This window comes from Wolbachia endosymbiont of Onchocerca gibsoni (genome assembly GCF_029169405.1).
Taxonomy (GTDB): domain Bacteria; phylum Pseudomonadota; class Alphaproteobacteria; order Rickettsiales; family Anaplasmataceae; genus Wolbachia.
On sequence record NZ_JABUMP010000001.1, the window covers coordinates 787,205 to 801,366 of the forward strand.

At 30.0% G+C, this 14,162-nt stretch carries 7 protein-coding genes, 1 tRNA gene and 1 pseudogene; 3 read left to right on the forward strand and 6 right to left on the reverse strand.

Annotation, left to right across the window (positions count from 1 at the left end; genetic code table 11):
* Window positions 1-122: 122 nt before the first annotated feature.
* Window positions 123-532: pseudogene (locus HSX44_RS03115) on the forward strand (sigma-70 family RNA polymerase sigma factor); the annotation flags it as partial.
* Between the two features lie 1,008 nt (window positions 533-1,540).
* On the opposite strand, the gene HSX44_RS03120 reads toward HSX44_RS03115, so the two are convergent.
* Entirely contained in the window at window positions 1,541-1,666 is a 126-nt protein-coding gene (locus HSX44_RS03120; RefSeq protein WP_275602261.1) for a hypothetical protein, read from the reverse strand.
* 259 nt (window positions 1,667-1,925) lie between these two features.
* Entirely contained in the window at window positions 1,926-4,475 is a 2,550-nt protein-coding gene (locus HSX44_RS03125) for an AsmA family protein (RefSeq protein WP_275602262.1), read from the reverse strand.
* Window positions 4,476-6,443: 1,968 nt separating this feature from the next.
* Here HSX44_RS03125 and HSX44_RS03130 point away from each other — a divergent pair.
* Window positions 6,444-6,516, forward strand: a tRNA-His gene (locus HSX44_RS03130).
* 130 nt (window positions 6,517-6,646) lie between these two features.
* On the opposite strand, the gene pth is transcribed toward HSX44_RS03130, so the two are convergent.
* Window positions 6,647-7,195 carry an aminoacyl-tRNA hydrolase gene (gene pth / locus HSX44_RS03135; protein ID WP_275602263.1) on the reverse strand — a complete coding sequence of 183 codons (549 nt, stop codon included), beginning with the start codon at window positions 7,193-7,195 and terminating at the stop codon, window positions 6,647-6,649.
* A complete protein-coding gene (locus HSX44_RS03140; protein ID WP_275602264.1) occupies window positions 7,195-7,806 on the reverse strand; it encodes a 50S ribosomal protein L25/general stress protein Ctc in 612 nt (203 codons plus the stop codon). Before HSX44_RS03140 ends, pth begins: the two co-directional genes overlap by 1 nt.
* 1,220 nt (window positions 7,807-9,026) lie before the next feature.
* Between HSX44_RS03140 and HSX44_RS03145 the strand changes: the two genes are divergently transcribed.
* Window positions 9,027-9,470, forward strand: coding sequence for a hypothetical protein (locus HSX44_RS03145; RefSeq protein WP_275602265.1), 444 nt, complete (start codon window positions 9,027-9,029; stop codon window positions 9,468-9,470).
* A gap of 102 nt (window positions 9,471-9,572) precedes the next feature.
* Here the strand turns inward: HSX44_RS03145 and HSX44_RS03150 are convergent, their stop codons facing one another.
* Window positions 9,573-9,746, reverse strand: a complete 174-nt coding sequence (locus tag HSX44_RS03150; RefSeq protein WP_275602266.1) for a hypothetical protein — start codon at window positions 9,744-9,746, stop codon at window positions 9,573-9,575.
* A 974-nt stretch (window positions 9,747-10,720) separates the two neighbouring features.
* Window positions 10,721-11,764: a phenylalanine--tRNA ligase subunit alpha gene (gene pheS, locus HSX44_RS03155; protein WP_275602267.1), complete on the reverse strand. Its 1,044-nt coding sequence runs from the start codon at window positions 11,762-11,764 to the stop codon at window positions 10,721-10,723.
* Window positions 11,765-14,162: the final 2,398 nt, after the last annotated feature.

The window sequence follows — 14,162 nt, forward strand, 5'->3', positions numbered from 1 at the left end:
ACTTACAAGATCTTAAAAAAGCGTAACCTCAAAAGTCTAAGAATAAAAAGTCAAATAATATAACGTCTGATTGTGCTACTGTCTTTTATGTAAAGTATATATTCTACATACCTCAATAAGCTAAGGAGCTTACATTAGAGGAATTGAGTATAGAACTTGGAATGCTCTTGGAAAGAATACGTAAAGTTATGAAAATAGCAAGAGATCCGGTAAGTCTTGAGGCTCCAACAGGAAAGGATGACAGTAGCACGGTGATTGTATAGAAGATAAGCGAGTTTCAAAACCAGAAGATGCTGCAATACTTGCTGATTTACGAGGCATTACAACTAATGTCCTTGCAACTTTAACGCCAAAAGAAGAGAGAATTCTAAGAATGCGTTTTGGCCTTGGTAAAGATGGAAAGGAACACACCTTAGAGGAAGTAGGAAGAATCTTCAACGTAACACGTGAGAGAATTAGGCAAATAGAAGCAAAAGCTCTGCGCAAATTAAAACATCCAAGTCGCGCTAGAAAACTTAGAGGATTCTTTTAAAGGAATATTTAACTACTATAATTACAATTAAATGTAGGATATGCTGCTTCCTTATCAAGCAATAGCAATACTTGATAAATTTAATACTATAAGTACATGTAAGAACTAGTCAATACAAAGAAAGCAAAAACAAGGTTAGTATTGCTGTCACTTGAAAAAAAAGAAGGTATAATACCGTATATTGGACGCTAAGCTTTCTGTAGGTGTATACTATTTAATTCTTTAATAAGATTATTTATATCATCTACTAATTACTAGAACTTGGTAATAATGCTTATGCTTATTTAAGATGATACGAAGGAAACAAAATTGAAAACCAAATTTTCCACGTAAAAAAGAATGCTATCCGTTACCTGTAAGTATGAGCTTGATAAAAGTTAAAAAGTAAACATTTGCCAGATGCTTACAAAATGTCACTAAGGTACAATAAAAAGAAAAGAAAGGAAAAGAAACTTCCAAATAAAAAATAGCAAGATAAAGGATTTTTCTAATTCACTAGAGTTTTTTAGGTAACCTTTTATATCTGACTAGAGAAAACATACAAGCATTAACCGATAATATATACAATTTCACTGCAGTAATATTAACTATGGATTAGCTTTTAAATAAGCTATTGAAAATCTTAACTTTCTTGATTAAATCTGATCAAATTTAAAAACAGTAGTTTATTAAATGTTTCATACTACTAAGCTAGTAATACTCTTAAATTTTACTGAATTAACAAATATAGCTTTAAAACACCTACTGCTCAAGTAGGCAGTATACTTTTTTAACTTAAGCTTACTGCTTTACTGCTAAAATAGCTTATAAAAAACTTCTTAGTTTACTAGATAAACTCTCTATAAATAAATCGGTTTAGCACAAATCTACTCCACCCTTTCTTGAAAGATAAAGAGAAATCCACCCAATCTTTATTATATAAGACTGTTTATACAGACTTCTTTGGCAGCATACAGTATAAGCATTATTATATATAAAATAGTGTATAATAAGATACTTAATATAAGACTAAGCAAAATGCTGAGAGGTGACAATCATCTTGTATCTTACTGCATTTTTATCTCTCCCTCCAGTAATTTCCCCAATTACTTTTAATTGTGCTATTGGGAATATAATGCACTCCAGTTTATACATATAGATACAATCTAAGGTAATTACTGTTGTATTCAGTATTTTATACCATATTCTACAATATAAAAACAACAACTTAAAAAGTATAAGAAATAGTTCTATTTTATAATAGAAAACCAAAAGATAAACTTAATGCTTCTAATTTCTCTTGTGTCTCTTTACATTGAAAAAATTCTCCTCCTGTTTCCTTAATATCAATTCTCACATACTAATTCAATAGTAACTGAATATCAAGGATATTTAATTTTAATAGGTAGTTAAGTCAACTACCTCCTTCACCAATTACAGTATTAAATATTAGATCTTCATCGAAACTCATTTTAGGACGCCAAATAGGACCATCCAAATGCACATCAATATAAATTGGACTACTACGACCTGGTAATATGAAGAAGAACCTCGATAAAGAAACTAAAGCAAAGTTAGGTAAGGTTAAGTTAGAAGAGACAGATCCTGATGCTTGATCAATTTCAAATTGTAGACTAGTTGAACATATACCATTTTTAATGCTTACTTTCCCGCTAACATTTTTAAAAACCGTACTACCATTATATATACCAACATGAGTAAGTGTGGAAATCACAGATTTATTTTTACTGCTAAATAAATCAGTGATGAAAGAATTAAAGTCCACATTAGCAAATTCTATTTCCTGTGCTTGCAAATTAACCTCTCCTGACAAAGTATTAGCCCAATTGTAAAAGCTTTCTCCTTGAGCTTTAATTTCACCATCTAAGTTTAGTTTACCACTTAAATTATCAATTCCAATAACCTGAGCAACCCTTTTAATATCTAAACCTACAACAAAAAATTTTATATACATTAAGTTTAATCTTAAATAACCCTGAAAAGACACTTGTCCATGTTTCAATGCATAACTTACTTTTTTAATAGTTATAGTATTATTTATCACTACCGCATCCAAATTAAAGTCCTTCAAAACATCCTGTCCAGCATTAAGCTTTGTAACACTAATCTGCACATTTGCATCAAAATCTTCTTTGCCATTTAAGAAATTAAACTGTTTCCTTGACCATTGAACCTGATCTATCTTATTTCTCGAATCTTTTCTCACTTCTATTAAATTCGGCAATTTTAAAATACCAGCATTAAATTTATCACCAGTTATGCTTACATCTAACAAAGGTTTAATATATTTTTGATCCGCTAATATTTTTATATTACCAGTAACATTGAAATCTTCTCCAGATAACTTTATTTTACCTGTAACAAGCCTGCCCTTTTCTATCTTCAGTAAGAAACCTAAACCTTCAACTTTTGTACCGTTCAACGTAAAACCATTAACATTGGTTTTTATATTTACATCATACTTCAGATTTTTTAACCATTGCACTTTCGATAAACCATCCAGCAATGAATAATTATATTTATCTAAGTTGAGATCGTGTACAGTAAATCTACCACTAATTGCATTATGCTTTTTTGTGTAGTTTACCTTAACTGACCCTCGCCAAAATTCTTTATCATTCAGCAACTTAATATCTGAAATAGACAATATCCTGGGCGCAAAGTGTAACCTTGAACTCATTGTAAATTGATTTCTCTTGTTTTCTCTAATCTTTATAGAAGGAAAAAAACATGAAATGAACGACTCAAAATCATCTCCTTTTAGCAATAAATCACCATCAAACTCAGACAAGATAAGATTGTTTGAAACTTTCCCTGATAAACGAGCTACATTATTAGCTCCAGGAAGCCGAAGAAGCGTATCAACTTTTATTTTGCCATCAGTAAATTTTAGCATAGTATGAAATTTATCCAATATTCTGTTTTGGTATTGAATACTTGAAGCTTCTACATTGAAATCTAAATTCAAGTTCTTTGGTACAACCTCTCTTAAACATTCTAGAAGACCCTTCATACCTATTATTTTTCGTGAGCTGTTTTGTATAGAGTCTAAATCAACTTTACTAAAAGTAATATCAACATTAGTATAATTATTTTTTTTATCGTTTCGTACTGTACCACTAGCCTGTATGTTTTTAGAATTAATTTTTAAATCATTTACCGTGAACTCACTTTCATTAAGGCTAATATTAGATGACATCTCAACATTCTCACTAGGAACAACATAAGCAAGAAAGCTAAGACCGATAACTTTTGCTAAATCACTCATAAAATTAGAACCATTATCAATTGACAGCATCAATTTGCCTTGAAGGCCTTCTCGGTTTTTATCACCTGCAAACAGCAAATTTATAAAACTTGATTTGATATTAATGTGTACACTCTTTTTTGTAATATCAGCCTTCCCCGAAAAATCATAATTATTATCATCTACCTTTGCTTTACCATAGAAATGTCCGTTCTTTTTAATAGCAATCTCTTTTATATTAACAATACTTCTATAATCAGCAAAGTCATTGTTTAAATCTATTTGGCTATCTTTCATTATTACATCAACCTTACCAGGTCTTTTATTTACGATACTAATAAAATCTTCTTTACTACCTTTTACACCAAACAATATGACCAACTTTGGTTGTAACGAAAATAAAAATAACGATAGAAAAGATGGCCTTATTTCAATCCTATTTATGCTAACCGAATTTGACAATTTTTGTTTTTCATCGTCGTTATACTGCACATACACGTTATAAATAGTGAGCTTCGGAGTAATTAGTGAAACTTCAATTTTTCCTCTAATGTGGATTCTAGCATTAAATGTGTCTTCTAATTTTTGTACAATAAGTTCTTCATAGCTATTCCAAGCTTTAAAAGTTGTAGCAACCTTCAGAAGGATTAATATTAAAGAAATTGATAATATTATGTATATAAGAAGTCTTCTCATAATTTCATATGCTTATATATTACCCATAAACATTAGAGTACCAAAATAAATAACAACATCTAAAGGTACTAAAACTGTCAAATGAATAATACAAGCAAATACTCTATCAAAAGAGATAATCCTGCCAATAAGAAGCTAAGAATGTAAAGAGCTATCAACATGACTAAAGTTGCAACAATAACTCTTACAACATTTAATAATAGTACCTGGTTAATCTTATACATTTTACTTATCATTAAATAATGAGAATTAATAAAATAGAATTTACCCAAGTCAAAATAAAAGTAACAATAGCAATCCCTGTATTATAGGACATTGCATTTAGTATAAGACTTACAATAATTGTATCAACCCATAGACTTATCTAAATTACACAGTTGTTGATAGTTGCTGGTATTACATGCTTGAAAAACTACTTTACTGCATTACTCAACTTTACACTAAAAAAAGGTAGCCTTTAACTTATATGCGCCAACACGATTAACAATAGTCACAGAATTCCTCTAATTAAAACAAAACTGCTATAGAAAGATTGTGAACCAATGTTTTTACGTAAGGCACAAATAAACTGATAATTAGGCAGTGATTTAAAATCACAGATGCAATAGCTATCGAAGCAAAATATTGTTTTAATTACAACATTCTCCCAATAAATAACGCAACTAAAATGAAAATTGTTAAAAAATAATAATTCTTGACAGAGTCACAGTAAAGGTAAGCTTACTTTAATTAAATTCAGAAAGTAAATATTTGAACCATATAAAAAAGTTCGCATGGTAAGGCAAAAAATTACCAAAATAATAAACGTAAGAGGTATTATACTACTTACAAAAGTAAATGCCTTTTTATTATCACATGATTCTGTTGAATATAATGTGGTACAAAAAAGGTAGCAAACGCTCCTTCTGCAAAAAATGCTCGAAATAGATTAATAAAATGAAACGAAGAAAAAATATATCTGTAAAAGAAGTTGTACTAACAATTTAAGCAACCGATACATTCCTTACTAAAGGACTCTTGAAATAGCCGTAAAAAAGCTAAATGTGAGAACATTATAATCGACTGTAATGTCTATCTTAGTAAGACAAGCGATAATGAATTAAATGAAAGAATAGTGCAAAAACAATAGCTATGATAAGCATATTTTATACTATCATTAAAATCTATATCTATTATTAAATGTAAACTTTAAAAGTTCAGTTAACACAGACCTGATTCTGACTTTTTGATTAGCCTTTAAAACAATCAAACAATGGATAAAGACACAGAGAAGCATAAGAAATCCTTCAATGCTGCCGTCTATCTAACCAGGCTTTAGTAAAAAGCCAAGTATGTTAAAAATAAATGATATAATTAAACATGAAAGCGAAATATCAAAACCGAGAAATAAAAATACCAATAAAAATAAGCATTGGTAACTGAGTAAGAGCAAAACCTATAATAAGTACCACAAAAGGTGTAACACAGAGAGCTACATAACCAGTATTAGAAGTATTTCACTAAAAAAAATACCCCCTTGACTTTATGTGAGCAAGAAAACGTGAGAAAATTGCCATACAAGCCACAAAAAACACAAGCCTATACACTACATAATAACATTAATACAAAAAACAGAAGATTATATACAAAACGCTAATTTAGCTTATATTAAGGTAATGTTAACAGCATTAACAACCATTAAGGACACCAAAAGTGTAAGCTATACCATTCGATTTCAGCTTAAATGAGCTACTGGCCCATTAATTATTGGTATTGTCCTTAAAAAAACAAGAAAAATACAAAGCATAAAGTTAAGTACCACATTCATCAATAAACATAAACGCTGAATTTATTAGAAGCTCTAGAATTTTATATAATGAAACTACAATACAGCTCAAAATAAAAGAGTCTACTTAAATAGTTAATTGACTTTTTTTTGCTAATATGCTAAAAGTTTTACAATTTTTGCACTTATGTGCTAAAAATTTGGCGGGCGTAGCTCAGTTGGTAGAGTGTCAGTTTGTGGTACTGAATGTCGCCAGTTCGATCCTGGTCGCTCGCCCAGTTAAATTTTTTACTTTATAAAAATAAAAGCATTCGATGTACTTTTATGCATCTTTAAAGACCATTTGAAAACTTGATCTAATTTACTAGTTAATTTTTAAAGCACGTAAAACAACTTTGTAATGCTATTAATTAATTGATCTAATGAAAGCCATGTTATTCCCTCGCAGTACTAAGTGTATGTTTTTCGCTATCTTCTCTACTAAAAAGGTAATTTTATTAAAATTTAGAAATTTAGACAATACATAATCTGTTAGACTCCTTTGGTCATCCGGTCTACCTATCCCAAACCTTAGGCGCCAATAATCATTACTAATAAGAGTATCTATAGATTTAAGACCATTATGTCCAGAAGAACTACCACCTTTCTTTATTTTTATTCTTCCAAGTTCTAAGTCAGCATCATCATGTATAACAATGATATTATCTGATGAAAATTTATAAAAATCCTGTACTCTTGCAACAGGAATACCTGAGTTATTCATAAATGAGTAGGGCTTTAGCAACATAACTTTGTTTCCATTAATTATACCAGAGGTTATTAAATAATCATTTTTTTCAGAAAATGGCTGAAGCCTCCAACACTTACAAACTGCATCAACAATAAGAAAACCAACATTGTGATAAGTCAGCTTGTATTGACTACCTGGATTACCGAGCCCAACTATTAAATACACTATTCTCCTGTTTCTGTTTTAGATTCCTCAACATCACTATCAACAGTAGAAATTGCAACAACGGTAAAGTTTTCTTCCTCATGTGCTGCAAGCTTAACACCTTCTGGCAATTTTACATCACTTATATGTATAGATTGACCAATCATTTTATCAGATAAATCAACTTCTATAGCTTGAGGTATTCTATCTAGAGAACTTTTAACAGTAATAGAACGACATAAAATATTAAGTACCCCACCTAACTTGATTCCTGGAGATTTACTTTCATTCACAAACAATAAAGGTATATCTATTTTAACTTCGCCATCTTTATCAACAAATTGAAAATCAACATGCTGTATAGTATCCTTCACCATATGCCATTGAATACTACGAACAAGAGCATATTCTTTTTTACCTGAAATATTTAATTCTATCACGTGTGCAGAAAGAGACCCCAATTTGTATTTCTTCGTGAATTCCTTTGTAGACAATGTCAAATTTACATTATCATGCCCTTTACCATATATAACTGCAGGTATATACCCTTTCTCTCTCAGAGAATGCATTGCCTTTGTTTTTGTTACATCACGTAATTCTGCATTAATTGTTACTATTTCCTGTTGCGCCATCAGTTACTCCTACTTAGCCAGTAGTCCTTCTAGAATAATTTAATAGTAGTATAACATAAAAATATTTATTTTTAACTCTATTCTCACCTTTACCCACTGAATGTCTAAAATTATTAGAAGATTTATAAATATGGGCAAAAAAGCAAAAATCTACCAAGAGCAGTGCTAATTATTGTAATATATTTCTCAAAAAACACTCAGAAAACGCTGTTCAATAGTAAAACTTAACCATATATAAATGCATCAATCAACCATAAACTAGCAATTAACAAAAAAAGAGGTATCTTTTTGATCATAACTGGACCTTAATTTAAAATTAGGTCAAACAAAGTAATTTAAGAATAAACTTAAAGGAATAGATGAAATACATGTTATAGACTTAATGTCCTAAATACGATCCTTCTTAAAAAGAAACTGATTAATAATAAGAAAGACAAATAAAAAAGACATAAAATTCAAGATTATTTTCACGACACATACAGTAAAGAATTTAAGGAAAGAACATTCTTCAATCGAGAGGTTGATACCTTTCAGTACCATTGAAGCTTATCGCACACCATGTGAGCAAAAGGAACCTTAAATAGAAGAAATAATTTACACATAGATTTTAATTCTCTTAAGAAGATCAGTAACAATAAGTATCAAAGAGAGTAGAGGAAAAAACTTTATGCAAGGAATGACGAGCAGAAAGCATAGAAAGAAGCGGTATAAAACTTACATGATAGAATTTTTTGGAAAATAAAAATAGGCAAGACATAATTGTCGTTATAGATTCACTTTATTGAAAAAATTTGTGATGAGCATAAATAGAGTATATCTTACCTAACCAAGATAAAATAAAAGCAAGATTTGAAGAAAAGCTAGGCAAAGAGAAAATTAAAGCACTAGTTCAAGTTAGATTCAATAGAGAAAGCACAATATTATATAGTATTCATACTCTATTATAAGCCTGACAAACCATATCTTTCTGAACAAAATACACTACCTATTTTACCTTTAATTGTAAATTAAGAGATATGTTTAAATTACATTATATTAACTTTATTAAAAATTAAGATGAAGTACTTCTTGGACCAAAAATAAATANTRATCGAAGAGTTAGCCATAATGATGTTTTTAGTGTAAAAATATTTATATTTCATAGACAGCCAGTTTAATAATAATTAAACCATTGAGAATGTAAAATTCTAATATATTAATATAGCTAAGGGGGGTTAAAAATGTCAACAAATTGGCTTCATAATTTGTTATTCGGTTCTAATGAATTGAAAATAGAAGCACTAAAAAAGGCTCAAAAAATTGATGCTAAGCAGTTTGAAGAGATATTCATTACATTAAAAGAAAAGATCGGCACTGAACAGTTTCAACTTATGCAAAATCACTTAAATAGACTACAAGAAAAAGTAGAAACTCTCACAGAAACAGTAGTAAACCAAGAAAAAATAATGCTAACCTGTTGCATCGTAGCCAGCATTATTGCTTTAGTAGCAATTAGCTTTATCGGCTTCTGTATCTATCAAGGAATAAAGAATGAAAAGGGAAAACAAAGAAGCTTATCTCAGAATGCGCCAACCGAGAAACTGATTAACTTACGTAAACCAAACCCAAACATGGAACTCAATGTAGATATTAGTAGCACTAAAAAACTACTGAAAGGTCGATAATTAATGGCAATGTACAAATAACACTTTTTCCTAAGAAGGTGTTACATACCCTGTAACACCTCGTACTTTAATAGAAAAGTACCCAATAAACTATTTTATTTTTTAATCATTTGTTCTCTTCTTTATTATTACAAGTCTTTTCTTCAGCACATTTTCAACTACAATACTAACTACCGTAATTATAGACTCATCATGAACACTAAGCGACGTAATTAATGAACCATCCGCGCTAACAAAATAATTACTTAATATTTGTTTTATGTTTCTTCCTCCCATCACAGTTGCAAAAACATTACAGCACCTATATCACTTGCTTTTACTTTATGAAATTCCCCACGATTACATTATCACCAATAATTGTACATTCATACTTAGTAAATGAGCCAATTCTAATACCGGACCCTATTTTTACTCAAGAATCAAAAAAACGTATAGATAAATAATCAAATTTATACTAATTTAAGTCTTAAAAAAGAAAAAACAGTCTCTGGAACAACAAGCATTACTCCTGAACCAATAAAGAATTCTCTTTAACTTTCTCAAAAGTAAAACTCACCTTTTACAAGGCCACTTCTATCACTTATACTAATTGCTTCTTCCTCATCAAGAGGAACGAACCGATATTAAAACTACTCTTTATTGTAATGAAAATTGTATCAGTTAAATAATACTCATGAGTTAATTTATTACACTCTATTTTCCATCAAGTTAAGTAAATCTTTCATATGTGCAACCATCACTCCAGCACTCACAAAAAATTCCCTCACTACTATTTTCGCCATTTTATGCTTCTACGATTTCTCTCAAGAAATCATTCTCAACAACTAATCTACCATACCTCTTACCGCTAGTTTTAAAACCAAGATAAACCAGAACCTTACCTTCTCTAAGCAACTAACCATTTCAGTTATCGTGCTGCTTTTTATGAACGGAGTACCTCTATACTATACAATATATACTTGAACTTGTAACTCTCTCAGGCCTCTTACCACAGCTCTAACTGCATCCCCTGTACCAACAAAAACATTAGTTCTTGTACAATAACTGTACATCCTTAAAATACCACAACCTTTTAATTAAAGATAAATCACCTATAATAGGTATATTTCCAAGATTTAACCGTTTCGCATTATAAGTAATATATTTGGCATGGGAAATTACCTATCTTATGTAGGATTTTAGATAAGTTTAAATTCATACACTTGTTCATGCCCCGTGAGTATAACAAATGCATAAGTTTTGTTCTTCACTTATCTTAAAGATGAAAAATGAAAACCATAGTGGTCAAGCCAACTAATTCTATTACTATAAAAGCTTCTTAGGTCACCAATTTGATATTTTAGCATTGCAAGCCTTTCTATACCCATGCCAAACGCAAAACCATTATATCTACTATAGTCTATTCCAACATTTCGAAAGACGTTTGGATGTACCATACCACATCCAAGTACCTCGATCCATTTACTATCCCTATAACTTATATCCACCTCTGCAGAAGGCTCAGTAAAAGGGAAAAAACTACTACGAAAACGTATCTTTAACCCTGTATCTCCAAAGAACCTATTAAAGAAGTAGTGAATAGTAAATTTTAGCTGGCCCATATTAACATTTTCATTTACATATAGCCCCTCTATCTGATGAAACATGGGAGTATGAGTTGCATCAAAATCATTTCTGTATACCCTACCTGCAGCTACTACTTTGATTGGAAAAGTTTTCGCCTTTTGCATAGTTCTAATCTGCACAGATGAGGTATGAGTACGCAGCAACACTCTTCTGTTATCTACTTTGTTCTTTAAGTAGAAAGTATCTTGCTCTTCACGTGCAGGATGATAACTTGGAGTATTCAGCGCATCAAATACATAAAACTCATCCTCAATTTCAGGACCATCTACTGCTCTAAAGCCCATATGTGCAAAAATGAGCTTTACTTCGTTTATAACCTTACTGAGTGGATTAACTTTACCAATTTTCTCTGGCCTAACTGGTAATGTGATATCAACTGCTTCACTTTGCAGTTTTAAATTAATTCCCTCGGCCTTTAATATATTTCCCTTACCTATTATAAGCTGATCTAACTTATTACGTAAGGAATTGACGGTCCTACCTAAATTACGCTTCTTTCCTGTGTTTCCTATCTTCTTTAAATTACTAAAATACGCTTTAATTATACCCTTTTTCCCTAAATATAATAGCCTAACTTTTTCTAAATCTTGCAAAGAAGAAGCACTTTCAATTTCGGACACAGCCTTATCTTCAAGTAAATGTACTTCATTCAATAACTCTTTATTCATTCCGAAAACGCTAGCTTAAACCTTCATTATAGCAAACTTACATAACACCAACAACTCAAAAAATTATCCTCATTTCGACTATTAATCTGCTGATTAATTATACTTTTTTATCTAATTTTACATTGAAAAATATACCGTATTACTATATTTAACAATAATACTAAAACTAACGAAGAATACAAAGCAGATGATGATCTAAATTGTTTAAGGAGAAATACATAAAGACATAAGTAAAGCATTCCATGATGAAGTAATAGAAACTAGTACTACTTATTCAAGAAGCCTTATAAGCAACACACAAAAATTTTCCATTTAAACCAATAATATCGATGACAGCAGATCAAGGCATCCACGATACAATACTATTCAAATAAAACATTTAATCGACTTCTTTAAAATCTGCTTTTTCAAGGAAAAACCTTCATAACTAACACAAAAGTACCAAAAGAAAGTAGTGAATTATATAACGACCATTATAAAACCGTGTAAGAATTCATTAGTAACGATCTACTCAAAATCCTTCTACGGAAATACTAATTATACTATAAGTAAACACTAAAGACACTAACTTAGTAAGTTGCACCAAATTTAGCTATTCTCAAATTAAGAGCCAGAACATGTAGAAAAAACTGAAAGCAAATGGCAAAGTTAAGTTATAGTACAAGCAGAAAAAACTAAAAACAAAGAAAAATAGGATATAGTTCAAAAGGAAACCACATGAGATAAATAAATTGCATCAATTAAAAATTCTTTTAGCTATAATAAAGCACAAGTTACATACCACTCAGTAATTGTTGTAGCAATGAATAAAAATGCTTTTTGGATTAGTTTTTTCTTACTCACCAGACTTTCTTAATAAAACGTAGTCCTTCTTTCAACAACTACCAGAATTTTCTACATAAAAAAGGCTTCGACTCGTTATTTAATATCTCAAAACCGAAAACGTGCAAAGAATAATCAAGTAACCAGATCACACATAGAATATATTAAGACCAACAGAAAAAAATCAAGAAAGTAGACAGAAAAAGAAAGATAATCTACCAAGATAAGCTCAAATTAATATTAGGTCAGCTACCGTAAATAATCTAACTGAGCACAAGAAAAAATTTTAATGAAACATTTACCAAAGTAGTCAGCAAATACCTGAAGACCAAGAAACATTTTGCAATACTATCAACTAAGAGTTTAACATTGTTTATTTTCAAAATAAACAATCACATAAAATATTAGAAATAATACAACCAATTGGTAAATCTTCTACTCCAAAAGAATATTTTATAAAAGCAATTACATAGAAAAAAAGAGCGATTGCTCAAATTAATCTCAGACATTTATACACAACAATCTCTTCCACACCTAAAAACATTTTTCATAAAAATGGGAACTATGTACCAAACAAGCTGCAGATCCCTAAGCTGAACAAAAGCTCTAGCAGCTAATACTACTTTCAAATCACTGTTTAAAACAGTATTTTTCCTCAAAAAAAACACTTCGTCTATTCTTGATAGCATCCTTTATATCAATACTCTGCCTATAGGCATTTGCTGCTTGGAAAAGCATCAATCTTTAAAGGATCAATGCCATCAGAAAAAAGAGAAAGATTAGGTTAGCACATTGAACATAAAGTTACTAATAACAATCATACTATGTATTTTGATTCGGTTTATTTTATATATTCTAAATATTTGGTAAAATCTACCGAACAAATAAGTTAAAACAAGTTTACTTCATCCACTTAGAAAAATAGAAACAAGTTATTTTAAAAGACTTCGTGTGATAAAATAATTTCGTTTTTGCTATATGTTTAAAGGAATCATTGCAGGTATTGGAGCTATAATTAATATTACCGTCTACTCCAATTCTGATCAAGTTTTCTACATTAAGGCACAAAACTTACCTTCTATATATAAAGGAGATCCAATATCCTGTTCCGATGTATGTTTAACTAATGTTGACAATCAATAATATATTCACAGCTCAAGCATCTCAAGAAACTATGAAAGTTTTTAATCTCAACACGTGAAAAGTAAGAGAAAATAAAACTAAAGCAAGCAACAATAAAATTAAGTGATAGGAGATTGATGGCCACTTAGTTCAAGGTTATCTAGATAATAATAGTATAAATTTAAACAATTAGTAAAAATTTAGGTTCGCATGAAATCAAGTTATCATGCCCAGAAGAATTATTAAATTCGTTGCAAAAAAGAAATCTGTGACGCTCTAAATATAGTTTCCCTTACAGTAAACTCAATTATTACCAAGGAATTTACAGTAAACACTATTCTCTATAAATGGGAAAATATCACTTTCCAGTATAATAAAGTAAATAATAGCTTAAACTTAGAAGTTAACATGATTGCTCAACATTTATATCAGCCGGCTCAGTATAAATACAATT